Below are 26,186 nucleotides of genomic sequence, written 5' to 3'. Positions count from 1 at the left end.
TTTACAAAAAACGTAAAGAGCGCTCTTGTTTATAATTTTCTATTTAATCCAGGGTGCTAAAGTAAATGGTTGTTTATTGAAAATTTCAATTTTTAAAAATTATATGGTTTTAATGCCTTTGCCGTAATTGTTTTTCTGAGAGAGATAGCATGCAAAATAATCTAAATGGCATTTTTGAAAGAGATTCAGAAGATATCAAAGTGTTATCTTTATTTTCTGGCTGCGGAGGTATGGATTTTGGAATCAAAGCAGCTGGTGGGAATATAGTTTTTTCAAATGATATTTTGAAAGACGCTTGTGGGACATTAGAGAAATATTTTAAAAATACAGAAGTTGTTTGTGAAGATATTTCCAAAATAAAAAAATTTCCAAAAGCCGATATAGTTGTTGGTGGTTACCCGTGTCAATCTTTTTCGATGGCTGGAAATCGAGATCCTAAAAAAGATGAACGTACAAATCTTTATAAGCACTTTTTACGAGTAGTTAACTTAATTAGTCCGAAGTATTTTGTGGCGGAAAATGTTTCAGGAATGAAACAGTTAGGAGCTGGAAGCTTTTTAGATGAGCAAGAAAAAGCGTACAGAGAAGCTGGTTATGTGGTGAGTCATCATCTGCTAAATGCAAGGTCATATGGAGTTCCGCAATCTAGAAAAAGATTGTTTATCGTCGGGGTTAGAAAAGACCTCGGGCAAGTTTTCGCTTTTCCAAAAGAAACTCATGGTAAACCGACAAAGAAAAATCCAGCTTTAAAACCATTTACATCTCATGGCGATGCCATAAAGGATCTTCCATTATGGCCAGAAGGAGAATTTTATGAAAGGCCTCATGATCCTAGTGGACATTTTTCTTGGTACTTCATGTCAAGAAATAGAAAAGCCAAATGGGATGGCCCAGCCTACACAGTTGTCGCCAATTGGCGTCATGTAACATTACATCCTGCGAGTCCAGTTATGAAATTAACTTGGTCAAATTTATCAGATGGCTGGAAGCAAAGGTGGGATTTTACTGACCAATATGAGCATTTAGAGAACGATCCCTCAAGGCCAATATTAAAAGTTCCTCGTCGCTTGTCTTGGAGAGAATGTGCACGTATTCAGACGTTTCATAAAGACTTTGAGCCGATAGGAGATACGGAGTCTAAATTTACTCAAATAGGTAATGCTGTTCCTCCTTTATTATCAGAAATTATATTTAAGCATCTATTTAGTGGAGCTGGATTAAGCATTATTTAGTTTTATATTAGAGACATCTATAATTTTAATATTTTGAGGTTGCTGAAATGGTAAGTAGTGTATCCACCTTAGTTCGTGAAGTTTTGTTTGCATCAGAGTCTGCGCAAAATGAAGCGCAGCTAAGACATGAGCTTGAGAATTATCTTAAGAAGGCTTGTGAACAAAGTGGTATACCCTGGACTCCTTTTCAGTTGGAGCGCGCTCTTAAAAAAAGTGGAGAAACAACTAAGTTTGCAGATGTAGCTCATGGAGCTGTAATTGTTGAATATGAAGCACCTAAATCTTTTTCAGGAAAATTTAATGCAAAAGCTAAACATGCTTGTAAGCAAGCCGAGGAGTACTCTCAGCTAATTTCTGATGAAGAAGGCAGAAGTTTAGAAGAATATACATTAGTAATTTGGGATGGATGCCATATTTGCTTTGGTCGCTATGAGAGTGAAAGTCCCAGCTGGGAACGCCTAGTAGAGTTTGATAATAATGCTGCTGAAAGGTTACTTGATATGCTGCGCGAAAACGGCCGGCCTCTTGTGCACCCTCAGCTTCTCCAGGTATTAGCTGGCCCTGAATCTGAGTATGGTTTTAGCTTGATACCTGAATTGTATAAAAGTATAAATCATGCTAGTAAGTCGAAAAAGACGTCTAAAACTAATATGCTCTTTACTGAGTGGAAAAGGTTATTCAGTCAAGTAGTTGGCTTTCAGCCCGAAAACATGAAAAAGCTTCTTTCTCGCCAAGAAGTATCCCATGATCAAATTTATAAAGAAAACCCTGCTGCATATCTTTTTGCATTAAATACGTATATAGCCATCATTGCAAAGATAGTAGTTGCTAGCACTCTCCCAAAGCCAAGTCAAAGTGTCCTAGATTCATCAGTGCCAATATTGGATCGTCTTCGCATAATGGAAAGCGGAGAGCTATACGAACATTCTGGCATTTTAAATATGCTTAGCGGAGATTTTTTTGCTTGGTATCTTGATGATGAAAATTGGAAGTTTTACGAGAAAACTCTAAATAAGCTTGTTGTGAAGCTAGCTGGTGTTGATTATAGTATCGTTAAGAAAAACCCAAATACTACGCGTGATTTATTTAAAGGTATATATGAAAGGTTTATACCACGTGAAGTGCGCCATGCTTTAGGAGAGTTTTATACTCCGGACTGGCTAGCCGAGCATGGTATGAATCTGCTTGAATGGCAGCCAGATGATTCATTAACAGATCCTACATGTGGGTCAGGAACCTTTATACTTGAAGCTTTGAGGCGTAGGAGAATTAAGTATGGAGACCAGGTTGATATAGCTGTCCTTTTAAAAGGTCTTAACGGTATTGATCTTAACCCTTTAGCCGTACTTGTTTCAAAAGCTTCTCTTGCTGTGTTTCTTTCGCCATTTTTAAACTCTAACCAGCCAGTTAGATTGCCGGTTTACCTGGCTGATGCAATTAAGCCGGCCCGAATAAAAGAAGGGCTATTTCCTTGCTATAGTTATATTTTGCAAACTGAGTTAGGTCCTAAAGAGTTCTCTGTGCCAGAGAAATTGATATCTCACTCTGATTTCTTTAAGATTTTTAATAAAGTTAGGGTGTTGGTTGATGCAGACTTAAAAGCCGAAGAGATATTTAAAGCTGTCTCGTCAGAGTTTGAGAAAATTGGACTAGATGAGCTTGATGTTCAGACTTTTAAAGCTACTATTTGTAACCTGGTTTCTCTTCATGATCAAGGTTGGAATGGGATTTGGAGTGCTATTATAGCTGATCGATTCGTGGCTGGTGCAATTCCTCCTGCATCTCATGTGTGTGGGAATCCACCTTGGATTAAATGGAGTAATCTCCCCTCAGAATATACAAAGACAATCCAACAAGATTGTAAAGAACTGGGTGTTTTTAGTAACGATAGATGGGTTGGTGGAATTGAATCAGATATATCTACTGTTATTACTTATCAGGCAATTAATCATTATTTAGAGGATTCGGGCGTTCTTGGATTCTTTTTGCCTGGCTCCGTGTTTACTACGCCTTCTAGTGCTGGGTTTAGGAGGTTTTTAGTAGGTCCTGAAAAAATAGAATGCAAAATAAACCTCGTTGAAGATTATGATTCTATTCGCCCCTTTGATGGAGTTAGTAACTTACCTCGTTTTTTAGTAGTAAAAAAAGGTGATAGCACGGACTTTCCAGTGTTGTACCGAAAGTGGGCTCCAGGGAAAACTCCTTTAGCTAAGATAAGAAAAGCACGAAGGGCGAGTGATTTTAAAATTTTTGCACAATGTCAGGATTTACAAGCTACACCTGTGCATGGCGGTGATAATGGTCGGCCTTGGCTTGTTGGTACCAAAGAAGAGCACTTAATATTTTCTAAAATTTTTTCTGGTAGCCAACGATCATATAAGGCTCGTAAAGGTGTGACTGCAGATCGAAACGGGATATTTTGGGTATACGAGCTGGAAAAAAAGGAGGACTCATTAGTACTTGTGGAAAATGCTGCGGATATTGGAAAAACTGTAGGTCTTCCAAAAATTACTGCACTTATTGAAGATGAACACCTTTTTCCTCTTTTGCGAGGAAGAAATGTCAAACCCTTTGATGCTTCACCTGATGAAAGTTTAAGAATTATTGTACCTCAGCGTGGCATGCATGGAGACCCAAATCTGTCGGTCGATTTTCCATTTACATTTTCCTACTTTGCGAAGTTCAAATCTCATCTTGAAAATCGATCTAGCTATAAAAGATTTCAGAAAAAACACTCTTTTTATTCACTTTGGAGTACGGGAGACTACACTTTTTCTCCTTATAAAGTTTTATGGCGTGAAGTTTCTAAAAAGTTTTCAGCTGCATATGTCGGTAGTTATGAAGTTGGTGGTGTTAGCAAGATTGTTATTCCTGATCATAAGTTGTATTTTATTCCTGTGGAAAGTGAAGATGAGGCAGCTTATCTAACAGGTTTTTTGAACTCTTTAACAATTTCAAATGCAGTTTCTGCATATGCTTCTCAGCTGAGTTTGGGAGCAAGTGTTGCCGATTATCTGAATATTCCAAAATTTGATAAGAGTAATACTGTTATGTCGAATATTTCAGACTTGAGTAAGAAAATAACCTCAAGTAAAGGTGTTTTGTCACAAGAAGATCTTAACTTACTAGATGTTTATGTTAAAAAGTTAATTAAGCTATAGCTAATTTAATGAGAATTGATGACTAAATTTTTAAGTATTGGGGTGTAGTTTTAATTATGAAGTCAAAATCGATCTTAGTGACAAGGAAGTAAATGGTCAACTGGCATATAGATTGGCTTTAAATTTGAAAATGAATGTATTATCAAATGTTATTGTTGTCAGCGAAACTTAAGATGAGTGACGTCGACTCAGGCTCTGTGAGGTCTTCTTTTACCCGTTAGTGAGGATTAGAGCAAGCCGGTGTATCCACCAGAACAGCGCCATGATCTGAGGCGGTGGGTACAGCGCGCATTATTCAGTGCTGCTTGGTTGAGCAACTATCGAGCATTTTACTGCTTAACCCACTCTTCTTTACCCTACCAAACTCCCTGACTAGCCCATGAGCCGAATATGACCCATAATCGGCTCATAATATGATCTGAATAGGCGGGGCATCGGCTCATGTATATTTGGGAACAGCAGCATTGGCCGCATTTTGAGTGGGACGAATCCGCGCTGCGGCCTACCTTAGATGCCGTGCGGCTACTGCAGGGCAGGGTGTTGGGTAAAACCGAGGCTGTCCACGGTCAGGCCGATCTGGACGTGGAGATGGATGCACTGATCCAGAACGCTATCCGTACCAGCGAAATCGAAGGTGAGCGCCTGGACGTTGGGTCTGTGAGGTCTTCCGTTGCACGCCAGTTGGGTTTAGAACAGGCCGGTGTCTCCGCCAGAACAACACCTGAATCCGAGGCGCTGGTTGAGCTATTGCTGCAATCCACGCATCAGCTGGATGAGCCGCTTTCTCGCGAACAGTTGTGCCTATGGCAATCCATGCTTTTTGTGCAAGGCCCCGGCTTGCTTGGCAATGTACGTGTAGGCGAGCTGCGTGGCGACCACCCCATGCAAGTGGTGTCGGGGCGGCTTGATCGGCCTACCGTTCATTTTGAAGCACCGCCCCGTGGGCAGTTGGAAGCTGAGCTGGATGCCTTTATTACTTGGTTCAACCATCCACCTCAGGGGCTTGATGGGCTGGTTCGCGCTGGCATAACCCATCTATGGTTGATTACCTTGCACCCCTTTGATGATGGCAATGGGCGCGTTACGCGCGCGGTGACAGACCGCGCGCTGGCCCAAGCAGAGCGGCAATCCGTGCGCTTCTATTCCTTGAGTGCGGCCATTATGGCGCGCCGTAACGCTTACTATGATCACCTTGAAGGCGCTCAGAAAGGCAGCCTCGATATTACGCCGTGGTTGTTATGGTTTCTGGATACGCTGAAAGAGGCGCTTGAGCAGGCGCTGTTAAGAATTGACCGTGTGCTAATGAAAGCCACCTTCTGGCAGCGCCATGCGACCACCGTGCTGAACGAACGGCAAATCAAGGTGCTGAACCGCTTATTAGATACCGCAGGGGAGGAGTTTGGGCAGGGTATCAATGCGCGTAAGTACCAATCGTTGGCCAAAGTAAGTAAAGCCACCGCCACGCGGGATTTGGCCGAGCTGCTGGAAAAAGGCTGCCTTTCCAAGCTACCCGGTGGTGGGCGCAGTACGCGCTATACGGTGTTACTTGGGCGAACAGTGGATGGCACCTTGTAGTGAAGAGTACGCAAGCCGCTATGCCATGGCATGCGAATAAGGTTCCTGCTGGTGAGGTTTATAAAACTCCTGATAAAGTCACTTTGAGTGACTTTTTTTGGTATTTATTAAACCCTGGTCATTGTGCTGGTTTATGGAAAGTGTATTTTAGTCATTATGAGTGATCAAAATGATGGAAAATTAAACCGCCTGTTGGCAGGGCTAAGCGATACCGGCGTGGTTTCCAGCCGGTGGTTAAGAGCGCACGGCTATTACAGCAGCTTGTTGGCCCGCTATGTCGCCAGCGGTTGGCTGGTCTCCCCGGCGCGTGGCGTGTACATGCGCAAAGGAGGCTCGCTGCAATGGGAAGGGGTGGTGCGCACGCTTCAACAGACGGAGGGTTTGTCGCTGCATATAGGTGGGCGCTTTGCGTTGGCTTGGCTGGGGCATGAGCACTACCTGCGGTTGGGCGAAGCCGCAGTAATCACACTCTATGGATCGGATCGTTTGCCGGGGTGGGTGTGCAAGTTGCCGTTGGTGGAGCGGGTCGACTACTGCGGCAAGGGGCCTTTTGACCTGCCAGTTATTCCGCTTACTGATGAGACAACGGATCAGGCGCTGCTGGACCAAGGGCTGGAACGGCGTGAAGCGGTGCCGAGCGGGGGGCTTGTATGCTCTACACCGGAGCGGGCCATGCTGGAGTTATGTAATGAGGCGTCTGATGCTGCTGGGGTCTACGAGGTTGATGCATTGATGCAGGGTATGGCCACACTGCGTCCAAAGCGGCTTGAAACGCTGTTGCGCCATTGCCACAGCATCAAGGCTAAGCGTCTTTTTCTCGCGCTGGCCGAACGTCATGGGCACGCCTGGTTTTCGTACCTATCGATCAATGATTTGAATCTCGGGCGTGGTAAGCGATCGCTGGTTCGTGGTGGCCGTTTGCATCCCAAGTATCAAATTGTTCTGCCGGGAGATCTTGATGAGCAGTTGGGATAAACGCTACAGCGACCGGGTGCAATTGCTGGTAGATATCCTGCCGGTGCTGGCAAAGGAAACTCGGTTTGCCCTCAAGGGCGGCACCGCCATCAACTTGTTTGAGCATGATCTCCCCAGGCTGTCAGTGGATATCGACCTGACCTGGCTGCCTGTGCAGGACTTTGAGACAGGCGTGGCGGCTATTTCAACCGCATTGGAGCAGTTGGCGGAGACATTGCGTGCCCGTCCTTTGCAATTACAGGTGCAGACATCGGGTGGCGCGAACACCGGAGGCATCACGCGGTTGATTTGCAGCCGCGGTCGTGCACGTGTGCAGATCGAAACAACCCCGGTGATGCGTGGCACAGTACACCCGGTTCGAACGATGGTCGTCCAACCGGAAGTCGAACAAGCCTTCGGCTTTGCTTCAACACAGGTGCTCGATTTTGCCGATCTCTACGCTGGAAAATTGGCGGCTGCCTTGTCTCGTCAACATCCCAGGGATCTGTTCGACATTGGCTTGCTGCTGGAAGATGAACGGGCTGATGCATCATTGTGGCGAACCTTTCTGGTGTATCTGACGTGTAGCCCCAAACCGGCTTGGGAAATTCTGGCTCCTCGGAAGCCGGTGGATTTTGAGGCAATCTTCGATGCCCACTTCAGGGGAATGACCGCCAAGCCGGTGACAGCGGCGCAACTGCTGGAGAACAGAGCACGGTTACTGCAATGGATATCCAAAATGCTGGATAAGCCGTCATGTGATTTTCTATGGTCCGTCGAAGATGAGCAGCCTGATTTTGAAATGATCCATCTAGAGGGTGCAGCAGCATTGCCAGGGGTAGGGCGAAAGCTGCACAACCTTACCCGTCGCTCGAAGGCCAAGCGCCAGGCGGATCGCCATGAACTTGAGCAGGTCTTGGCACGGATAGCATCTGATGCGTGAAGATAGGCGCTCGGTCCACCTCGCTATGTGCTTTACTGTCTGCAACTGTTATTCACGGAGGAAACATCCATGGCCATAGGCGGCTTGATAGGATTACTGGATGACATTGCCGCATTGGCGAAGTTGACCGCAGCATCACTGGACGATGTGAGTGCCGCCGCTGGGCGTGCGACGGCGAAGGCGGCCGGGGTGGTGGTGGATGATACGGCGGTGACACCGCAATATTTGCAGGGGGTGGCAGCAGCACGTGAACTGTCGCTTGTGAAGCAGATCGCGCTGGGCTCTATCCGCAACAAGCTGATTTTTATTCTGCCGGTGGCGCTGCTGCTGAATCACTTTTTGCCCGCGCTATTGCCAATCATCCTGATGGTGGGCGGTACCTACTTGGCCTTTGAAGGCGCGGAGAAAGTCTGGCACAAGCTTTCCGGCAAGCATGACGAGGAAAAGCCAGCGGTAGAGCAGGGGCCGGAAGCCGAGAAAAAGATCGTGAGTGGTGCCATTCGAACCGACCTGATTCTGTCGGCTGAAATCATGGTGATCGCGCTGGCTACGGTCTCCCATCAGGGGTTCTGGTCACAGCTGGCGAGCCTGGTGGTGGTGGCGTTTTTCATCACTATTTTGGTGTATGGCGTGGTCGCTCTGTTGATCAGGATGGATGATATCGGCCTGAAGCTCGCCCAGCGGGATAGTTCGGGAATGCAGACTCTGGGCCGTGGTCTGGTGACGGCCATGCCTAAGGTGCTGGCGACCATCTCGGTCGTGGGCACTGTCGCCATGCTCTGGGTGGGTGGGCATATCCTGATGGTTAATCTAGGTGCCGATGGCACGGGTTGGTTCAACGCGCCCTATGCGTGGGTACACCATATTGAGCTAGGCATTAGCGAGGCCACCGGTGCCTTGGGCGGCACGCTGGGCTGGAGCTTCAATACGCTGTGCTCAGCGGTGATTGGCTTTTTGGTGGGCTCGGTAGTTGTGGGGGCGCTGCACCTCATTCCCACCAAGAAGGCGCATGCCGAGTAGGTGCGCGCCTAGAAGTAAGTATCAGGCATCTAAATGCCCGCCATCAAGGCGGGCATTTTTGTGAGATAGGGGAGGGTATGTCTCGTGACCTTAGTCTGCCAGCGCCGCTGAATATTGCTGACCGGCGCTCGCCCAGGCAATGACGGCCAAGCCTAAAGCGATCAGCGAAAGGATGGCGCCCGCCCAGTTTGGAGAGGCCAAACCGAACCCGGCGGCAATCGTCGCGCCACCCACCCATGCCCCGATGGCATTACCCAGGTTGAACATACCGATGTTCACCGACGCTGCCATGGTGGGTGCGCCTGCTTGGCTGGCACGGTCCATCACCAGTTTCTGGATCGGGGAGACGGTGGCGAAGCCAAAGGCCGCCATGAGGAAGACAGAGGCCGAGGCCACAACGCTGTTCCCAACGCCGAGCCAGAAGACGAAAAGTACCGCAGCCTGCGCGGCAAGGGTTACAAACAGCGTTCCGAAAAGTGAACGGTCAGCAAAGCGACCGCCTATCCAGTTACCAACCGCCAGACCCAGCCCGAACAGAACCATCAGTTTTGCCACACCGGTGTCGGAAAACCCTGTCTCTTCGACCATCATTGGGGCGATGTAGGTAATAGAGGTAAAGAAGGCGGCAGGGCCGAAGACGGTAATGCCCATGGCGAGCAGAACCTGTGGGTCTGCGAAGGCACGTAGCTCACTCTTCAAGGCGATGGCCTTGCCCGCTTTGATGGGGGGCACTAGCAGCGCGATGCTGATGACGGTGATCAGACCGATCCCGGCGATTAACCAGAACACTAGCCGCCAGCTGTAGGCTTGCGCGAGCCAGGTGCCAGCAGGAACGCCGAATAGGTTGGCCATCGTGAGCCCGGAGAACATGAAGGCGATGGCACTTGCTTGACGGTCTTTCGCGACCAGCGAGGCGGCGATGATGGAGCCCATACCGAAGAAAGTGCCGTGGTTGAACGCCGTTAAAATACGGCCCGCCAGCGCGATGGGGAGCGTCGGCGCCACTGCCGTGATTATGTTACCTAGCGTGAAGATGAGGGCTAGGCTAATTAGCATCGTTTTACGTGGCACCTTGGCGCCTAGAATCGTCAGGATGGGCGCACCCACGAACACGCCTAATGCGTAGGTGGTGGCCATTAAACCTGACGTGGGTATATCGACGCCGAAATCTCTGGCGATTTGGGGAAGGATGCCAGCGACGACGAATTCCGTCATTCCGATACCGAATGCGCCAATCGCCAACGCGAAAAGTGCTAATGGCATAATAGTGTCTCCGTAAATGATATTTTCAATCGAATGTGGTTCGGTTATATTTATTTTATTGAAAATAATATTCGGAGGTAAAACGATAATGGCGCCGTCAGATAAAGAAACAGATGCTATTCGGCAGATAAAGCATCATCCGGCTGAACTTGATTCAATTGACCGAAAAATATTAGGTGCGCTCGCAGAAGATGCGTCGCGTAGCTACGCAGAACTCAGCAAAATCGTGCACCTCTCCGCCCCCGCTGTGCATGACCGCGTAAAAAGGCTTAAGCGTGATGGGGTCATCAAGGGCACCGTCGCCATTCTCGACGGCTGCAAGCTTGGCCGAACGCTGCTGACTTTCTTGCTGGTCGATACCAGTAGCTACAGCGCCACGCGCAAGCTACTGGCCTTTGCTGACAGACCCGAAGTAGAAGAGCTGCACACCGTGGCAGGAGATGGCTGTGTGTTCATTAAAGTACGTGCGGCTAACACCGAATCGCTTGAGGACTTCCTGATGGAGATTCAGAGCCTTGAAGGTGTCAGGTCTGTCCGCAGCTACATTGCGCTTTCAACCTTCCTGGAAAGAGGCCCATCGCCAGATTAGCTGGCCCGCTCGATAGCATGATGGAAGAGGGACGGCGAGCTAGAAGGGATGCTCGCGTTTCCTTTTCTTTGTACTGCTATTGGTCGTTTTTTGCCTGAAAGCCTAGCTTCATATTAGCAACAATCCGCGCAGCATCTTTCGCTGGGGGCTGGCCGAAAGTGCGGGCATATTCCCGGCCAAACTGCGTGGAGCTTTCGTATCCCACTTCGTGAGCTGCCTCCGTGACACTGTAACCAGTGAAAATCAGTAGTGTCCGCGCCTTAAGTAGTCGCACCTGTTTCTGATACTGCAAGGGGCTGAGCGCCGTCACGGCCTTGAAATGACGGTGGAACGCAGAGACGCTCATGGCTGCTTCCTTGGCCAGTGCCTCCATTCTTAAGGGCTGTGCATAGTCGTTACGTAGTCGCTGAATTACCTGGTGTACCCGTGCCAAAGTGGTGTCTGGCGTGGCGATGTCGCGCAGCATCCAGCCCATCGGCCCCTGGAGTACACGGTAAAGAATCTCGCGCTCGTAGGCGGGTGCAAGCGCCGCAATGTCGGCAGGCTTCTCCATCAAGCGCAACATGCGCACCCAGGCATCGAGCAGTTCCGGCGTCACGGCTGCTACGGAAAACCCCGTTGCGTGCCCTGCGCTGCTGCCAGCATTAGGCAGTTCCGAGAGCAGGCCTGCCAATAGGGTGGCGTCCAGCGTCAGGCTTACCGCAAGGTAGGGGTCGCCCGAGTCGCTACTGCGTACAATTCCCGCCGCAGGCAGATCAACCGACATCACAAAATAAGTCGCGGGGTTGTAGTGCAGGGTATGCTCGCCCACGGTCATGGATTTGCTGCCCTGTAGTATCAGGTTGACCATGGGGTCGTACACGGCGGCGAGCTCGTGTTCCGGAATGGCGCCTTGCACCATCGCCACCCGGGGAATACCGGTCTCGGTACGGCGGTTTTGCGCATGGGCAGCCAGGCGGCGGAGTTCGTTGAGTTGTTCTTCCATGGTGCCATTGAATGCCAGACCAAGAGCAGGGGCAAGCGAAAAGCAGAAATAGGCAGGATTGCAGTAGGAACAGGTGGGGCGTTAGGTGAGCGGATGCTTATCATGGGAAGACCAAATCTCACTGGAGCGACACATGAGCACTATCGTCATTACCGAAGGTAGCCGGGGTATCGGCGCCAGCACGGCACAGCGCTTACAGGTGGCTATGCCATCTAAAGGAGTGTCCCATGCTTGACCATATTTTTCTCACAGTGAGCGATACCGAGCGCTCCATCGATTTTTACGAACGAGTGCTACCCCTTTTGGGAATTACTAACCGCCACAACTTTGACGGCCATGATGGCCCGCCCGGCCATCCTGACCTGAAGGGGTTCGGTGCCAAGGGGCGTGTGTTCTTCTGGCTGAGGCAGGGAGAGGTGGCACCCGGTGCGGTGCATGTGGGCTTCGTGGCAGCGTCCGAAGAGGAGGTCAATGCCGCCTATGCCGAAGCCTTGACAGCGGGCGCCACAGCGATCCACCCGCCTGGGCCTCAGCTCCACTATGATCCCCGCTATTACGCCGCGCAGGTGAGGGATCTTGATGGCTACACTCTAGAGTTCGTCTACAAAAGCTGGCAGCACTGACCATGAAAACATTGATGATCTATGGCGCCGCCGGTTACACCGGTGGCATGGCGGCGGAGCACGCTGCATCCGCAGGTATTCACCTAATTGTCGCAGGGTGTGCTAAAAATCGTGAGGCGCTGGACATATTGGCAGGGCGTTTAGGCGCTGATATTCGGCTCTTTTCGCTTGATGACCCCGAGGCAATCGCCCGGAATCTTGAAGGTGTCTCTGTTCTGCTCAACGCCGCCGGGCCTTTTATGAACACGGCCAAGCCGCTGATGTCGGCCGCCCTTCGCGCTGGCGTGCACTACCTCGATTTCTCGGCGGAACTCGATACCTACCGGCAGGCCTTGGCGCTCGACGGGCAGGCGCGTGCTGCGGGTGTCATGCTGCTGCCGGGAAGCGGTGGCAGCGTCGCGATGCTGGGAAGCTTGGCGGGGCATGCCGTGGCGCGGGTCCCCCATCCCCGCACGATCAGTATCGCCTTGCAGGTGGCGGGGGGAATGTCGAGAGGGTCGGTGACCAGCGCGAGCCAGAACATCACGACGGAGACGCTTCATATGGTCGGCGGCGAACTCGTTGCACGCAGCCCAGAGGAAGTGCGCGATTTCGATTTTGGCGAGGGCCCGCTATCGTCGTTCCCTGTCACGTTGCCTGACCTCGTGACACTTCACCAAGCGACAGGCGTGCGTAATATCGACACCTTCGTGCATGTGGCGGCGGGTGCGTTCCCCGGTGGGGATGCCAACGAACTCCCTGCGGGGCCCAGCGCGGATGAGCGAGGGGCGAACCGCTATCATGCGGTTGTCGAAGTGACCGATGCAGATGGTTCGGTGGCGCGTTCGGTGCTTGATACGGTGAACGGTTACACCTTCACGGCCATGGCGGCAGCAGAGGCTGCCCGGCGAGTACTTGCCGGTGAGGTGCGGCCCGGCTTCCAGACCCCTGCGGGCCTATTCGGCACCGGCTTTGCCGAGTCCATCGCCGATACGCGAATCACTGATATTCCCATCAGTTGACCTGCTGACCTAAGCGGCAGCCCTTGAACCTGCTCAATCTTGCCGATCCCGGTCATATCGCTCCATGGCAGGGAAAGGCGGCAGCCAATGTTCGCGGCGAATGTTCCAAAGCTCATACGTCGGTTTCAGTTGATTCGGAGCATCAAGGGCACCAAGGTGTATTTCGATTTCTTCCTCGCTTACCGAAAAAACCGACGAACCGCATGTCGAACAGAAGTAACGCCCCTGATAACTCTGCGGCTCGCCTTCGATAATGACAGCCTGCTTGGGATAATCAGCAGCCGCATAGAAAAGCGCCCCATGATGCTTGCGACAATCCATACAGTGGCAAATACCTACCCGAAGCGGCTCGCCATTGGCCACGATTCTGATCTTGCCGCAGAGACAGCCACCTGTTAGTTGAGCCATTGTTAATCTCCTGACGATTCATACCTCCTGAATTCAAAGTAGGTGGCACTTTCGGTTTTGTCTTGCTGCCATCTCGTAGGTATTTAATGGCCGTCAATTTAATGGCCGTAAACTGACATAAATCGAGAATGACAGGCTTTAACACATAAGTTAATCAAGTGATCCTTTACAGGGTCGAGAATATCTACTTGGATTAAATAGAACGGCGCTTCAATTTATAAAGGCATTTTGTAAAGGCATCGCTAGTGGGTTTGCCAAGCGCTTTTGATAGCAATAAACCACGAACAACGGAGGTACTTGGTTTGGCTACCGATAACGCATCTCGAAGTGTGGGCGGTTGGTTTCTGCTCGTGTTCGCCATCATTCTGATCATCCTCGGCCTGATTCTTGCAGCCGGCGGGATCTGGCTGGTGACGCTGGGAGGTTCCTGGTATTACCTCATTGCCGGTCTGGGGCTGATCATTTCGGGTGGCTTAATGGCCAGGGATTTGCTCACGGGAGTCCGGGTCTATTTCTTGGTTCTGTTAGGCACGCTGATTTGGGCCTTATGGGAGGTTGGCTTGTCGCCATGGGAGCTGCTGCCCCGGGTATTCGGTTACATCGTCCTGGGTGTCATCGTCTTGGCGCTCCTGCCCACTCTCAAACGCCGCCAGGCCACTATATGAGGAGCGCTGCCATGTTCACGTCACTGCGAGTGCTGGCCTATGTCGTCAGCCTGTCACTGGCGACGCATGCCGTTGCCCAGAATGCCGAGGGTGAAACCGAAGCCCCTGAGGGGCCCACCTCAAGCGAGGTTCAGACACCGACCTTCTCGGCGACGCCGCAGCCCAGCGATGACCCAGCGCCCGGCGATTGGGCCGCCTGGGGACGAGAGAGCGGCGCCTCACGTCATTCGCCGCTGGATGAAATCACGCCCGACAATGTCAGCCAGTTGGAGGTTGCCTGGACCTATCGCACTGGCGATATGCCGGAAGAAGGGGAGGGCAAATACGCGCCCGAAACTACACCGCTCAAGGTTGGCGACAATCTGTATCTCTGCTCGGCCATGAACGTCATGGTCTCCCTTGATGCACGGACCGGCGAGGAGCAGTGGCGCCATGATCCCCAGGTCGATCCAGGTGCCATTCCCTATAGCGCCAGCTGCCGCGGCGTGACCTATTACGAAGTTCCGGATGCCGCCGATGACCAGCTCTGCGCAACCCGCATTATCGAGGGGACGTTGGACGCCCGATTGATTGCCGTCGATGCGCAAACGGGCGAGCTGTGCCAGGAGTTTGGTGACGGCGGTACGGTAGATCTATGGGCAGGCATCGGCGAGAAGGTTCCCGGTTGGTACTCCGTCACCGCGCCACCGGTCGTCGTCCAGGGCGTCCTGGTGACCGGTGCCCAGGTCAAGGACGGACAAGCGGAGGATGCGCCATCTGGCGTGATTCGCGGCTACGATGCCGTTACCGGCGAACTGGAGTGGGCCTGGGACATGGGCAAGCCCAATCTGGACGGGCTGCCACCCGAGGGCGAGACCTATACCCGAGGCACACCCAACATGTGGACCACTGCTTCCTCCGATGAGGAGTTGGGTTACGTCTACCTGCCGATGGGCAACTCCTCGGTCGACTACTGGGGCGGGAACCGCAGCGAGGAAGAAAATGAATTCTCGACCTCGCTCGTCGCCATCGACGTCAACACCGGCGAACCGGTCTGGCACTTCCAGACCGTCCATTACGATGTCTGGGATTATGACCTTGGTTCGCAACCGACCCTGGTCGATTTCCCACGAGATGACGGCAGCACGGTGCCGGCGATCATTCTGCCCTCCAAACAGGGCGATATTTACGTTCTCAACCGTGAAACCGGCGAATCGCTATTTCCCGTGGAAGAGGTCGAGACGCCCACTGGCGGTGTTGAGCCAGATAACCTCTCGCCCACACAACCTAGTTCAGGTTATCACTCCCTCGCTTTCCCGAACCTAGAAGAGAAGGATATGTGGGGGATGACGCCCATTGACCAGTTGTGGTGTCGTATTCAATTCCGCCGAGCCTCCTATAAAGGCATGTACACGCCGCCGACCGTGGGTCAGCGCTTCATTCAGTACCCCGGATACAATGGCGGCAACGACTGGGGCAGTACAGCGGTGGACGCCGAGCGCGGCATCATCATTGCCAATTACAATGACATTCCCAACTTCAACCGTCTCATCCCCCGTGAAGAAGCCGAGGAACGTAATCTTCGACCCATCTATGCAGGAGGTGACAACACCGATAGCGAGTCGGATGGGCCCGCCGAAGGTGCCGGCGATCCACAAGTAGGTGCGCCTTATGCGATCGACGTCAATGCCGGCTGGCGAGCGCCGGTTACCGGCATGCCCTGTACCGCGCCTCCTTATGGCGGCATTCGCGCCATCGATCTCGCGAGCGGTGAAACGCTCTGGGATGAGCCATTGGGCACGGCACGCAAGAATGGCCCCTTCGGGATACCTTCATATATGCCTTTCAAGATCGGTACACCCAACAACGGTGGCCCTCTGCTGACGGCCAGCGGTCTGATATTCATCGCTGCCGCCACCGATGATCTGATTCGCGCCATCGACACGGAAACCGGTGAGGTGCTTTGGAACGATGTACTGCCGGCCGGTGGGCAGGCCAACCCCATCACCTATGAGGCGAATGGTCGCCAATATGTAGTCATCGGGGCCGGCGGGCATCACTTCATGGAAACACCGATAGGCGATTATGTAATCGCCTATGCGCTACCGGAAGACGGGAACTAAGATCGCTGTCTTGGCTGAGCCAGTATTCGACTGGCTCAGCTACCAGCCTGTGAGGATGAATATGGGAAGGGCTGACAAGAAATACAAGCGTCCTAACAAGCCCTCTGAATGCCCATGAGCCGAATATAAACCTTAATCGGCTCATAAAATGATCCGAATAGATGGGGCAATCGGCTCATGTCTATCTGGGAACAGAGCAACTGGCCGTCTTTTTAGCCGAGCAACTGTGCACCTGCTTCATCGCCGTCCCGTTCATTTGAGTCATTTAAGGCCCATGAGGCTTTTTGTGGGCTTTAAAATGCTCATTCATGAGAATTGACTAAGAGAACGATGACTTCAAAGCGATTCAGGCTAGGCGCTCACAACGGTGTCTTTGCCATGCCAACACCGTGCTGAACGAACGGTACATCATAGTCGCTTAGGTGCTCGACGCTGGTTTGATGGGTGGCAACAGGCCCCGAATAAATTCGCACCATATTGAGTCCTTCAGCACAAAGTTGGTGCGAATTTATGCATCGGTATGTTCGACAACCCGCAGAATCTCTCATTTTCTGAAGTGGCACGATAATTGCTTTTCCATTAAGTAAGTAAATAGTTACTTAACTCGCTCCATGAGGAGTGTTGTCTGAATGGGCGCAATGGCAAGGATCTCACTATGAAAAAGCAATTTAAGAACATGAAGCTGAAGGCTCTCGCTTGTAGTTTCGCGTTGGGCACCTTGGTACACACTGGCATGGCAAGTGCCGATATCAATATCAAATTCCACCATGATTTGCCTGAAGACAGCGCACAGCACCTAGCAGCTGAGCGTTTCAGGGACATGGTGGCTGAGCGTAGTGGCGGTGAGATTTCAGTAGAAATTTTCCCCAACAACACCCTTGGTGATGATGTCGAAGTCACCCAGCAGTTGCAGATGGGGGCTGTGGAAGCAGCGATTATTCCGACCGCCAAGCTATCGGGCTTCGTTCCTGCCATGCAGATCGTCGATCTGCCTTTCTTGTTCCCTTCTCCCGATATCGCCCACACCGTTCTTGATGGGCAGGCCGGTGATGATCTATTGGCGACTGTGGAACAGGTGGGTCTGAAGGGCGTTACTTTTTGGGAAAGTGGTTTCAAGCAATTTACCTGTGACCAACCCGTTAATGGCCCGGAAGACTTCGCAGGCCAAAAGGTACGCGTGATGCAAAGCCCTATCATCATGGAACAGTTTAAAGCGATGGGCGCTAATCCGGTACCGATTGCCTTCGGCGAAACTTACAACGCGTTGCAACAACGCATTGTCGACTGCCAAGAAAATCCGCTGGTATCGATTACACAAATGAAATTTTATGAAGTGCAGTCAGATGTGGTTATCAGCAACCACGCTTATCTAGCCTATGCATTTCTGTTTAGCCAGAGTTGGTTCGATAGCTTAAGCCCTGAAAACCAGGCGCTATTGACGGACGCTGCACGTGAAACCACCGCATTCCAGCGTGAAGAAACCGCCCGCCGTGAAGAAGGTTACATTGCCACTATCGAAGCCAGTGGCACTAACGTTAGCACTCTGGATGATGCCCAACTGACGGCTTTCAGAGAGTCGACCGCATCGGTGCACGATGCGTTTGCCAATGAAATTGGCGCAGATCTCATGGCGGAATTCCAGCAAGCGATTGCCGATACCGAATAGTCGCGCTTCACCCATTAAAGGGCTGATCGGTTATCCCGATAGCCCTTTCCTTCCCCATTATTTCATCGCTGGTGGAGTTCGCTATGCGCAAACTTGATCGCCTAATATCGCGTGCCGAGGAGGTTTTGATTGGCCTGCTGATTTTGTCTGCTTCGTTCATTCTTTTCGCCAACGTCATTGCACGCTATGTGTTCAACGATGGTTTTTCATGGGCCGAGGAGTTGGTGCGTTACCAAATTGTATGGATGGTGCTGCTTGGAGCAAGCGTTGCTGCGAGACAAGGGGTTCATATTGGGATCGATATTTTACTCAGGTTTAGTCCTCCCCTTATGGCGAAATGGATAGAGTTGCTAGTTCATGCGATTTCTATCGCTTTTTGCCTCTTCCTGGTGTTTTACGGTATCCAGTTAACTGAGCAAACCCATCGGTTCGGCCAAGTGAGCTCTGCTCTTCAAGCGCCTATGTGGATCGTTCAGTTGGCCATTCCTGTGGGCGCTCTCTTGATGGGCATTCGCTTTACTCAGCATTTCTTCCGGATATTGCTTGGTCGAGAGCAAGCCTCTGCCCACCTTGATCAAATTGGATAAGAACATGGTCATCACATTCCTGGTGCTATTAGCTGTTTTGATGTTAGTGGGAATGCCCATCTTTATTGCGTTGGCGGGTTCTGTGGCGGTGGCAATGGGTAGTTTTAGCCATATTCCGTTGACCATTGTTGCCGAGCGCTTGTTTGCTGGGTTGGATAAGTTTCCATTGATGGCGATTCCCTTTTTTATTCTCACCGGTAGTTTGATGAGTGCGGGTGGGTTATCGCAGCGTATCATCCGCTTGGCCAACTTGTTGGTGGGGCGTTTTACCGGTGGCATGGGTATGACGGCGGTATCAGCGAGTATGTTTTTTGGTGCTATTTCTGGATCGAGCCCGGCCACCGTTGTGTCTGTGGGCTCATTGCTCTATCCGGCCATGCGCAAGGAGGGATATTCCGGTCAATTTTCGATTGGCGTGCTGGTGTCTGCCGGTTCGTTGGGCATCATCATTCCCCCTTCGGTTGTGATGATCGTCTACGCAGCTGTCACTGGAGTGTCAGTGGGTGCGCTGTTCATGGCGGGGGTGGGAGCTGGTTTATTATACGCCGCTTGTTTGCTGCCTTACTGTTGGTACCGCGCCAAAAAGGACGGTGTTACTCCCACGAAGCCGCCTAGTTGGGGCGAAGTGCTGCAGGGATTCAAAGATGCTTCGTGGGGATTAGGGGTACCTCTCGTCGTTTTGGGTGGTATTTATCTGGGTGTTTTTACCCCCACTGAGGCCGCCGCTGTATCCGTAGTATATGCACTGTTGGTTTCAGCCCTGATTTATCGTGAGAAGAGCTTTGCAGAGTTATTTCAAAGCATGATTGAAGCGGCAACCACAACGGCTCAGGTAATGATTATTCTTGCTGCTGCCTCGGTGCTGGCGTGGTTTCTTTCCAGTAATGGGTTAGCCGCGATGTTGGCTAACGCGATCCTGTCGTTATCAGAAAATCCGTACCATATCTTCCTGCTGATCAATGTGACGGTACTGATTGCCGGCATGTTCCTCGATGCTTCCTCCATCATGGTGATTCTTGCACCCCTGTTTTACACCGTGGGCATACGCGTTGGTATTGACCCTGTCCACCTGGGGGCAGTGCTGACTGTAAACGGGGCGATTGGCATGTTCACGCCGCCGTTTGGCCTCAACCTGTTTGTGGCAGGCACTATTAACGGTGTCGATTACGTCCAGGCGGTACGTGGTGCCTTGCCCTTTATTGGCATTGCTCTGTTTGCCTTGATTTTGCTGACCTATATTCCTGCGATCAGTATGTGGCTACCCAGTGTGGTGTATGGCGGCTAAACAGCCCGAATAAGGATGGTAGCAATGTCTATTAGTTTAACTTCATCAGCGCTGGCGCATTCCCATGAGGGGGTGGTGACCAGTCCACATACGTTGGCAACAGAGGCGGGTCGTGAGGTACTTCGTCAAGGAGGCAATGCGGTTGAGGCTGCCATCACCATGGGGGCTTGTCTGTCAGTGACGTATCCGCATTTTACCGGGCTTGGCGGCGATGCCTTCATGATCATTGCGGATGCAAACGGTGGCGTGCAAACCCTGTCAGGCATTGGTCAGGCGCCAAAAGTCAACCTGAAATTATCTGGCAAGCTCCCTGCGAGAGGGCCAGGTTCCATGTTAACGACGGCTGCCACGGTCGATACCTGGGGGCAGGCGCATGAGATTTCCCGTCAGAGCTGTGGCGGAAAAATGGGCTGGGCAGCGCTGTTAGAACCAGCGATACAGCTAGCGAAAGAGGGCTTCCCCGTGACGCCATCGCAGCGCTTTTGGCTTGATTATCGTAGCGATGACCTGTGGATGATGCCTGGCGTACGAGAGCTCTTTATGTCAGGCGGGAAGACTCCCCGTGACGGTGAAAAGCTGTGCCAGCCACAGCTGGCCGCCTCGCTGCAGTCCATTGCAACTCACGGCTACCGGGACTTCTATGAAGGGCAGTTGGGGGAGAAAATTGCCGCTGGACTGGCTGCGGCAGGGTCTCCACTCACTGGCGCTGATCTGGCGGCTACCCGAGCACGAATCGAAAAGCCGTTGTCTGTTCCCTACCGGGGTGGGGAGCTGTTGGCCCATCGCCCCCCAACCCAGGGTATGACGACTCTAGAGATAATGGGTATCCTGGCGCGTTTTGATCTCTCCAGGATCGAAGAGGGCAGCGCCGATTATTACCATCTGCTGGTGGAAGCGGTAAAGCGCGCTTTCCTGGATCGTAATAGCTACTTGGCTGATCCCGACTTCGCGTCGGTGCCTTGTGAAAGGTTGCTATCGCCTGCCCATCTTGATGCTGAAGCGGCAAAAGTGGAGGCGGGAAAAGCATTGGATTGGCCCTTCGCTTACCAGCATGGCGATACGGTTTATCTGGCAGCAGCTGATCGTTTCGGGAATGCCGTCTCCATGCTGCAGACGATTTATTACGATTGGGGCAGCGGGGTTAGTGTCGGTGATACGGGGATTTTGTGGCATAACCGTGGTGCCGCGTTCAGTCTTGATCCTGCTCATCCGAATGTGCTCGCCCCTGGAAAGCGCCCTTTCCATACCCTTAACCCGGGGATGTATCGTGTCGGTGGAAAGCCGCGTTTACTTTACGGTACGCAAGGCGCTGATGGACAGCCGCAAACCCTCGCTGCCGTGCTGACGCGCTTGATAGACTATGGCATGGATCCGCTCAGTGCGCTTAAAGCGCCGCGTTTTCTACTGGGACGAACCTTTTCCGATGGCAGTGACACCTTAAAACTGGAGCAGGATGCGGGAGATGCTGTCTTCGCTGAATTGAGTCAGCGTGGTCATCAGATGAGTCCGCTACCCGCACAAAGTGCCCTGGCTGGCCACCCTGGCGCCGTCGTTATCGACCCGACGAAAGGCTTTTACGCGGCTCATGATCCTCGCAGCGATGGCATCGCGTTAGGGCTCTAGCACCTATAGAAACAAGGATGTGTACATGACAAAAAGCGATACGCTCGATGTGAAACAGAGTGCCCGTACCCGGGGTAAAATCCGCCGCAATGCTCATGAAACGCGCGAGCGCCTGCTTCAAGCGGCGACTCAAGAGTTTTCCGAGCGCGGCTACGATGGCGCTCGCATGGAGCGTATTGTGCGTGCAGCCGATTGTAATGTGCGTATGGTGTATCACTACTTCGATGATAAGGAAGGTCTTTACCTGACTGTTCTCGAACGTGTTTATGAGGAGTTGCGCGCCAAGGAGCAGGCACTCAATCTAAGCTATCTCGAACCAGTTGCAGGTATGCGAGCCTTGGTTGAATTCACCTTCGATCATATGGCCGAGCATCCCGAGTTCACCAGCTTGGTACGCAATGAAAACCTACTGGGTGGGCGCATGCTGCGCAAATCGAGTAGAGTCGTCCAGCAAACGACGCCGCTCGTAGGCATGATCCGGGATACCCTAATGCGAGGGGAAGCAGCAGGGTTATTTCGCTCGGCTGTAGACCCTACCCAGCTCTACATTTCGATTCTTTCGCTATCAATCATTCATATAAATCAACGCGACACGCTATCTATCATCTTCGAGCAGGATCTGGCTGCCCCAGATTGGTTGATTGAGCGGCGTGCCCATGCGGTCGAAGTAATACTTTCCTATCTATGTGTTGAGTCCCGGGTGATCAAATAAGCGATAGGGGCTATCTGTTTAGCTACTTGCCCATCTGCATAAACTCACGACAGCAAACCAAGCCAGCGCCGCCGCTTTCCTCCTGCTGACGATTAGCCGCCCGAACAAAAGCGCTGGGAGATTGGCCGAGCACCTTGCGAAACATGCTGGAGAAAGCGGCAGGGCTGTCGTAGCCGAGTTCCAGCGCGGTTCGGGTAACGGAGTTGCCGGAGAGCAGCCTGGGAATCGCCGCCATTAGGCAGGCCTGCTGGCGCCATACGCCAAAGGAGAGGCCGGTCTGCTGACGGAACAGGCGATTGAAGGTGCGCTGACTGCAATGCAACTGCCGGGCCCACGCTTCGGGAAGGGTGTGAATGCTCGGTTGGCCGAGAAACTCCCTGCACAGGTTGGCGAGCGGAAGGTCGTGGGGCAGTGGCGCAAACAGTGGCAGGGCCTGAGCCTGTTCCAGTTCGCATAGGAGTAGTTGAGCCAGGGCACCGTCGCGGGCGCTTTCATCATAGAGGGCGGGAATGTGGGCAGAAGCCAACAGCAAGTGATGCAGGAGAGGCGTCACGACTAGCACCTCACAGCTGCTCGAATTGCGTGGCGCGACATGGGGCTCGATATACAGGCTTCGGGTGCTCACCCCGTTCATGCGCACTTGGTGCCGCTTGCCCGCAGGAAGCCAGACGCCGCTATAGGGCGGCACCATCCAGGTGCCGTCATCAGTGTTCACCTCCATCACGCCGGTCATGCCATAGAGAAACTGGGCACGGCGATGAGTATGGAAGCCCAGGAGGGTGCCGGGGCGGTAATCAGTGCCGATGGCCACCACAGGCCGTGCGACATGATCCACCTCTGACAGAGGCGTATTAAGCATTTGCGTTAACCTGGCTGAAACGCGTTGATGATTGTCCGAATGACGAATGTCGGCCAAGCCTCGCCAGCATATAGTGCCTGCTGTTTCGTTTCATCAGGAGAGTGCCGGTGTATAGCGTATTGCTTCTTTGTGGCGGGGTGGCGGGAGTGACCACCGTGTTGTTCGGTTTTGGTGGCGGGTTCGTGGTGGTTCCCTTGCTGTATACCCTGCTGATTGCCGTCCATGGGTCGGATAGTGGTATCGGCCAAGCGGCCATGCATATCGCGGTGGCCACTTCGACGGCGTTGATGATATTTGCTGCTTCCCTGTCCACATGGCGCCACCACCAACGGCAGACCGTGCAATGGCACTTGGTGCGTCCGCTGGTGGGCTATATCGCCGTGGGCGCTGTGCTAGGCGCAGCGGCGGCCGTGTCGTTAAGTGGCGATTGGGTGCGCTGGGCGTTCATTTGTTATTTAGCTCTTACGATTGCGGATGCCATTTTGCGGCCCGGTTTTCTGCATCAGTCAGGGAGTGATGTGCGTCCTATGGTGCGTGGAGTAACGGCGATGACTGGGACATTGATTGGTGCGGTGGCCGCCCTGCTGGGCGTTGGCGGCAGCGTGATGACCGTACCGCTCATGCGTCGGAGAGGCGCGAGCATGACGGCAGCCACTGCGATGGCTAATCCGTTGTCGTTGCCCATGGCGGTGAGTGGCACCGCGACGTATGTGTTGTTGTCGGCACATCACCCAGCGTTGGGGGACTGGTATGCCGGTTATGTGGATCTGTGTGCCTTACTGGTACTCGCAGTGGGTTCATGGCTCGGTATTCGCTTGGCGTCGACCTGGATCGGGCGCATCTCTGATCGTATGCATGCCAGGGTGTACCTGCTATTGCTGACCATGGTGCTGGTGGTGATGGCTTTTGTGCATTGAAGCGCCCACTTTTGCTAGGCAGTTTTATTTGGTAGAGCCAGGGTAATATTTAGCTGTATGAATAAACAGTTTTTATGCTAAGGTTTACTTAACCTCTAATGGCGGGCGCGCTTGAGTCTCTCTTTTAATATGGAAAGATGAGTACTGCTGGATTGAGCACTGCTTGCTTGGGAGGTGCTTGTTTTGAAAACGTAAAGCGCTTTATGTAAACCTGGGGGCAACACTCATGAATGATCAGCAAATACAGATATTCACCAGCGAAGATGGTCAATCACATCTAGAGGTAACGCTTGAGCAAGAGACCGTTTGGTTAAGCCAAGCACAGATGTGTGAATTATTTGGGCGCGAGCGTTCTGTCATTACGAAGCACATTCGCAATGTTTTTAAAGAAGGGGAATTAGAGCGAAATTCAGTATGTGCAAAATTTGCACATACTGCTGAAGATGGCAAATCTTATCAGGTTGATCACTTCAATCTTGATGTCATTATTTCCGTTGGCTACCGCGTTAAATCTCCGCGAGGCGTTCAGTTTCGCAAGTGGGCTACAGATGTGCTCAAACAATATTTGATTCAAGGTTATACCTTAAACCAACGCCGTCTAACCGAGCGTGGCATAGAGTTTGAGCAGGCGGTGAATTTGCTCAGCCGAACCCTGACCAATCAAGGCTTGGTTTCAACAGAAGGCGAAGCGGTTGCTCGTGTGATTAGCGATTACGCTCGTTCCTGGAGCCTGCTGCAAAGCTACGACGAGCAACAGTTGACCGAGCTAAACATTAAGCAGCCCGGTATGAATTCACTTGAGTTGGAAGAAGCCTTGAAAGCTATTGGCGAGTTAAAACAGACCTTAATCGCTAAAGGTGAGGCAACCGAACTGTTTGGGCAGGTGCGGGGCGACGGTTTGACCTCAGCCTTGGCCACCATTGAACAGGGCTTTGGCGACGAACTGTTTTATCCCAATGTGGCAACCCGGGCAGCGCACCTGCTTTACTTTGTGATTAAAAACCATCCATTGGCCGATGGAAATAAGCGCTGTGGTTCGTTTCTGTTTCTATGGTACTTACGCCGCAACGCAGCTTTGCTGGCCCGCCCCGTTGAGCAACTGATCAACGACAATACGCTTGTCGCATTAGCGCTGTTAGTGGCTGAAAGCCTACCCGATCAGAAAACGTTGATGATTCGGCTGATCGAGCATTTCATACTGCTGAAAGAAGAATGAAGCTATTGATAATGAGGCGCTGAGATCTAATGCGATGCCACGCCTAAACCGTATGGAAGATAAGCGTGAAGGCCAACTGGCTTATGAGCCGAATATAAACTGTATTCGGCTCATAAAGTGAGCTGATTAGTTGGTGTGCTGGCGCTTGGAGATGACGCTGCAGCAAGAGATTGTTGAGCTAAGCCCAGCGCCGAATCACTGCCTCTTCTAATAGGCAGAGTCCTCCGCCTGCTAAGAAACTTGCTCCCACAGCGCTGTTATTGACCCGCCTACCGGGGAATCCTCGGGTAAGGCCACGGCAGCGACTCGCGATTGTGCTGCCGCAAGCTGTACGGAGTCGCCGCGCTCTATGTCAGCCTCTTGGCCTGGTGGGTAGGCGCCGACCATGCAGAAATCCTCGTCTGCTTCTACGCAGGCATGACCAACCCCCGCAGGTAACACCAGCACATCGCCAGCATAAAGCATCAGCTCTCTGCCGTTAGGGCCACCCAGGCGTGCCTTGGCCTGCCCACGGAAAATGCCTAGTGCTTCGTGGGCAGTGGAGTGAAAGTGGTCAAAGTCATACAGGTGGTAGCGCCACGCCGGCGGCCAGCCGTGGCGTTTGAACATGGCTTCGAACGACTCGGCCCGTGCCTCTGCATTGCTGAGGTCGAGAACCTGACGATAAACCAGCACCGGGTGCGTATTCCGCCCTATCGTGACCGCCCATTCCGTTTGAACGTGACCGTCTGTTCTGGATGATGGTGACCGCGCATTCCGTTTTATCGTGACCGATTTTGGGCAGTTTTCCGGAATCGCCG

General features: G+C 52.2%; 23 protein-coding genes. 18 read left to right on the top strand and 5 right to left on the bottom strand.

The window, feature by feature from the left end; all coding sequences use genetic code 11:
• Positions 1 to 149 precede the first annotated feature (149 nt).
• From V8L71_RS04595 to V8L71_RS04570, 6 genes are all read left to right on the top strand, one after another.
• Positions 150 to 1,232 (top strand): DNA cytosine methyltransferase, encoded by a 1,083-nt coding sequence (locus V8L71_RS04595; protein WP_336273315.1) that lies wholly within the window; start codon positions 150 to 152, stop codon positions 1,230 to 1,232.
• A gap of 47 nt (positions 1,233 to 1,279) precedes the next feature.
• Entirely contained in the window at positions 1,280 to 4,393 is a 3,114-nt protein-coding gene (locus V8L71_RS04590) for an N-6 DNA methylase (RefSeq protein ID WP_336273314.1), read from the top strand.
• Between the two features lie 441 nt (positions 4,394 to 4,834).
• Positions 4,835 to 5,968: a Fic family protein gene (locus V8L71_RS04585; protein WP_336273313.1), complete on the top strand. Its 1,134-nt coding sequence runs from the start codon at positions 4,835 to 4,837 to the stop codon at positions 5,966 to 5,968.
• 156 nt (positions 5,969 to 6,124) lie between these two features.
• The gene (locus V8L71_RS04580) at positions 6,125 to 6,943 is read left to right on the top strand and encodes a type IV toxin-antitoxin system AbiEi family antitoxin domain-containing protein (RefSeq protein WP_336273312.1); all 819 of its coding nucleotides are present in this window, start codon (positions 6,125 to 6,127) and stop codon (positions 6,941 to 6,943) included.
• Positions 6,927 to 7,865 carry a nucleotidyl transferase AbiEii/AbiGii toxin family protein gene (locus V8L71_RS04575; RefSeq protein WP_336273311.1) on the top strand — a complete coding sequence of 313 codons (939 nt, stop codon included), beginning with the start codon at positions 6,927 to 6,929 and terminating at the stop codon, positions 7,863 to 7,865. Before V8L71_RS04580 ends, V8L71_RS04575 begins: the two co-directional genes overlap by 17 nt.
• A gap of 69 nt (positions 7,866 to 7,934) precedes the next feature.
• Entirely contained in the window at positions 7,935 to 8,885 is a 951-nt protein-coding gene (locus V8L71_RS04570; RefSeq protein ID WP_336273310.1) for a DUF808 domain-containing protein, read from the top strand.
• Positions 8,886 to 8,975: 90 nt separating this feature from the next.
• Here the strand turns inward: V8L71_RS04570 and V8L71_RS04565 are convergent, their stop codons facing one another.
• On the bottom strand, positions 8,976 to 10,148 hold the full coding sequence (locus V8L71_RS04565; protein ID WP_336273309.1) for an MFS transporter: 1,173 nt from the start codon (positions 10,146 to 10,148) through the stop codon (positions 8,976 to 8,978).
• A gap of 88 nt (positions 10,149 to 10,236) precedes the next feature.
• On the opposite strand from V8L71_RS04565, the gene V8L71_RS04560 reads away from it, so the two are divergent.
• The gene (locus V8L71_RS04560; RefSeq protein WP_083024437.1) at positions 10,237 to 10,737 is read left to right on the top strand and encodes an Lrp/AsnC family transcriptional regulator; all 501 of its coding nucleotides are present in this window, start codon (positions 10,237 to 10,239) and stop codon (positions 10,735 to 10,737) included.
• 76 nt (positions 10,738 to 10,813) lie between these two features.
• Here the strand turns inward: V8L71_RS04560 and V8L71_RS04555 are convergent, their stop codons facing one another.
• Positions 10,814 to 11,722, bottom strand: coding sequence for an AraC family transcriptional regulator (locus V8L71_RS04555; RefSeq protein WP_336273308.1), 909 nt, complete (start codon positions 11,720 to 11,722; stop codon positions 10,814 to 10,816).
• 227 nt (positions 11,723 to 11,949) lie between these two features.
• Between V8L71_RS04555 and V8L71_RS04550 the strand changes: the two genes are divergently transcribed.
• Both V8L71_RS04550 and V8L71_RS04545 read left to right on the top strand, forming a co-directional pair.
• Positions 11,950 to 12,345, top strand: a complete 396-nt coding sequence (locus V8L71_RS04550) for a VOC family protein (RefSeq protein WP_336273307.1) — start codon at positions 11,950 to 11,952, stop codon at positions 12,343 to 12,345.
• A 2-nt stretch (positions 12,346 to 12,347) separates the two neighbouring features.
• Entirely contained in the window at positions 12,348 to 13,346 is a 999-nt protein-coding gene (locus V8L71_RS04545; protein ID WP_336273306.1) for a saccharopine dehydrogenase NADP-binding domain-containing protein, read from the top strand.
• A 33-nt stretch (positions 13,347 to 13,379) separates the two neighbouring features.
• On the opposite strand, the gene V8L71_RS04540 is transcribed toward V8L71_RS04545, so the two are convergent.
• Positions 13,380 to 13,754, bottom strand: coding sequence for a GFA family protein (locus tag V8L71_RS04540; protein ID WP_176303290.1), 375 nt, complete (start codon positions 13,752 to 13,754; stop codon positions 13,380 to 13,382).
• 302 nt (positions 13,755 to 14,056) lie between these two features.
• Between V8L71_RS04540 and V8L71_RS04535 the strand changes: the two genes are divergently transcribed.
• From V8L71_RS04535 to V8L71_RS04505, 7 genes are all read left to right on the top strand, one after another.
• Positions 14,057 to 14,419, top strand: a complete 363-nt coding sequence (locus V8L71_RS04535; RefSeq protein ID WP_336273305.1) for a glucose dehydrogenase — start codon at positions 14,057 to 14,059, stop codon at positions 14,417 to 14,419.
• Positions 14,323 to 16,521 (top strand): pyrroloquinoline quinone-dependent dehydrogenase, encoded by a 2,199-nt coding sequence (locus V8L71_RS04530; RefSeq protein ID WP_336273304.1) that lies wholly within the window; start codon positions 14,323 to 14,325, stop codon positions 16,519 to 16,521. Before V8L71_RS04535 ends, V8L71_RS04530 begins: the two co-directional genes overlap by 97 nt.
• Positions 16,522 to 17,176: 655 nt before the next feature.
• Positions 17,177 to 18,187 carry a TRAP transporter substrate-binding protein gene (locus V8L71_RS04525; protein WP_101147962.1) on the top strand — a complete coding sequence of 337 codons (1,011 nt, stop codon included), beginning with the start codon at positions 17,177 to 17,179 and terminating at the stop codon, positions 18,185 to 18,187.
• An 83-nt stretch (positions 18,188 to 18,270) separates the two neighbouring features.
• Positions 18,271 to 18,774, top strand: a complete 504-nt coding sequence (locus tag V8L71_RS04520; protein WP_336273303.1) for a TRAP transporter small permease — start codon at positions 18,271 to 18,273, stop codon at positions 18,772 to 18,774.
• A 4-nt stretch (positions 18,775 to 18,778) separates the two neighbouring features.
• Positions 18,779 to 20,059, top strand: coding sequence for a TRAP transporter large permease (locus V8L71_RS04515; protein WP_336273302.1), 1,281 nt, complete (start codon positions 18,779 to 18,781; stop codon positions 20,057 to 20,059).
• A gap of 24 nt (positions 20,060 to 20,083) precedes the next feature.
• Positions 20,084 to 21,682 carry a gamma-glutamyltransferase gene (gene ggt, locus V8L71_RS04510; protein ID WP_336273301.1) on the top strand — a complete coding sequence of 533 codons (1,599 nt, stop codon included), beginning with the start codon at positions 20,084 to 20,086 and terminating at the stop codon, positions 21,680 to 21,682.
• Positions 21,683 to 21,707: 25 nt separating this feature from the next.
• A complete protein-coding gene (locus tag V8L71_RS04505; protein WP_336273300.1) occupies positions 21,708 to 22,394 on the top strand; it encodes a TetR/AcrR family transcriptional regulator in 687 nt (228 codons plus the stop codon).
• A 22-nt stretch (positions 22,395 to 22,416) separates the two neighbouring features.
• Here the strand turns inward: V8L71_RS04505 and V8L71_RS04500 are convergent, their stop codons facing one another.
• On the bottom strand, positions 22,417 to 23,253 hold the full coding sequence (locus V8L71_RS04500; protein ID WP_336273299.1) for an AraC family transcriptional regulator: 837 nt from the start codon (positions 23,251 to 23,253) through the stop codon (positions 22,417 to 22,419).
• Positions 23,254 to 23,360: 107 nt separating this feature from the next.
• Here V8L71_RS04500 and V8L71_RS04495 point away from each other — a divergent pair, with 107 nt between their 5' ends.
• Both V8L71_RS04495 and V8L71_RS04490 read left to right on the top strand, forming a co-directional pair.
• Positions 23,361 to 24,170, top strand: coding sequence for a sulfite exporter TauE/SafE family protein (locus tag V8L71_RS04495; RefSeq protein ID WP_336273298.1), 810 nt, complete (start codon positions 23,361 to 23,363; stop codon positions 24,168 to 24,170).
• A gap of 226 nt (positions 24,171 to 24,396) precedes the next feature.
• Positions 24,397 to 25,386: a virulence RhuM family protein/type II toxin-antitoxin system death-on-curing family toxin gene (locus V8L71_RS04490; RefSeq protein ID WP_336273297.1), complete on the top strand. Its 990-nt coding sequence runs from the start codon at positions 24,397 to 24,399 to the stop codon at positions 25,384 to 25,386.
• A gap of 231 nt (positions 25,387 to 25,617) precedes the next feature.
• On the opposite strand, the gene V8L71_RS04485 is transcribed toward V8L71_RS04490, so the two are convergent.
• The gene (locus tag V8L71_RS04485) at positions 25,618 to 26,181 is read right to left on the bottom strand and encodes a cupin (RefSeq protein WP_336273422.1); all 564 of its coding nucleotides are present in this window, start codon (positions 26,179 to 26,181) and stop codon (positions 25,618 to 25,620) included.
• Between the last annotated feature and the right edge of the window lie 5 nt (positions 26,182 to 26,186).

Origin of the sequence: Vreelandella indica, from assembly GCF_037070225.1 — a bacterium.
In the GTDB taxonomy this organism is placed as follows: Bacteria; Pseudomonadota; Gammaproteobacteria; order Pseudomonadales; family Halomonadaceae; genus Vreelandella; species Vreelandella arctica.
This window is presented reverse-complemented; position numbering and strand designations above follow the sequence as displayed.

Bases quoted from the DNA above. Each gene is read 5' to 3' on its own strand.
- V8L71_RS04565 (WP_336273309.1), bottom strand. From the start codon at position 10,148: ATGCCATTAGCACTTTTCGCGTTGGCGATTGGCGCATTCGGTATCGGA.
- V8L71_RS04505 (WP_336273300.1), top strand. From the start codon at position 21,708: ATGACAAAAAGCGATACGCTCGATGTGAAACAGAGTGCCCGTACCCGG.
- V8L71_RS04570 (WP_336273310.1), top strand. From the start codon at position 7,935: ATGGCCATAGGCGGCTTGATAGGATTACTGGATGACATTGCCGCATTG.
- ggt (WP_336273301.1), top strand. From the start codon at position 20,084: ATGTCTATTAGTTTAACTTCATCAGCGCTGGCGCATTCCCATGAGGGG.
- V8L71_RS04540 (WP_176303290.1), bottom strand. From the start codon at position 13,754: ATGGCTCAACTAACAGGTGGCTGTCTCTGCGGCAAGATCAGAATCGTG.
- V8L71_RS04530 (WP_336273304.1), top strand. From the start codon at position 14,323: ATGGGAGCTGCTGCCCCGGGTATTCGGTTACATCGTCCTGGGTGTCAT.
- V8L71_RS04555 (WP_336273308.1), bottom strand. From the start codon at position 11,722: ATGGAAGAACAACTCAACGAACTCCGCCGCCTGGCTGCCCATGCGCAA.
- V8L71_RS04575 (WP_336273311.1), top strand. From the start codon at position 6,927: ATGAGCAGTTGGGATAAACGCTACAGCGACCGGGTGCAATTGCTGGTA.
- V8L71_RS04590 (WP_336273314.1), top strand. From the start codon at position 1,280: ATGGTAAGTAGTGTATCCACCTTAGTTCGTGAAGTTTTGTTTGCATCA.
- V8L71_RS04490 (WP_336273297.1), top strand. From the start codon at position 24,397: ATGAATGATCAGCAAATACAGATATTCACCAGCGAAGATGGTCAATCA.
- V8L71_RS04560 (WP_083024437.1), top strand. From the start codon at position 10,237: ATGGCGCCGTCAGATAAAGAAACAGATGCTATTCGGCAGATAAAGCAT.
- V8L71_RS04545 (WP_336273306.1), top strand. From the start codon at position 12,348: ATGAAAACATTGATGATCTATGGCGCCGCCGGTTACACCGGTGGCATG.
- V8L71_RS04525 (WP_101147962.1), top strand. From the start codon at position 17,177: ATGAAAAAGCAATTTAAGAACATGAAGCTGAAGGCTCTCGCTTGTAGT.
- V8L71_RS04595 (WP_336273315.1), top strand. From the start codon at position 150: ATGCAAAATAATCTAAATGGCATTTTTGAAAGAGATTCAGAAGATATC.
- V8L71_RS04550 (WP_336273307.1), top strand. From the start codon at position 11,950: ATGCTTGACCATATTTTTCTCACAGTGAGCGATACCGAGCGCTCCATC.
- V8L71_RS04520 (WP_336273303.1), top strand. From the start codon at position 18,271: ATGCGCAAACTTGATCGCCTAATATCGCGTGCCGAGGAGGTTTTGATT.
- V8L71_RS04580 (WP_336273312.1), top strand. From the start codon at position 6,125: ATGAGTGATCAAAATGATGGAAAATTAAACCGCCTGTTGGCAGGGCTA.
- V8L71_RS04515 (WP_336273302.1), top strand. From the start codon at position 18,779: ATGGTCATCACATTCCTGGTGCTATTAGCTGTTTTGATGTTAGTGGGA.
- V8L71_RS04500 (WP_336273299.1), bottom strand. From the start codon at position 23,253: ATGCTTAATACGCCTCTGTCAGAGGTGGATCATGTCGCACGGCCTGTG.
- V8L71_RS04585 (WP_336273313.1), top strand. From the start codon at position 4,835: ATGTATATTTGGGAACAGCAGCATTGGCCGCATTTTGAGTGGGACGAA.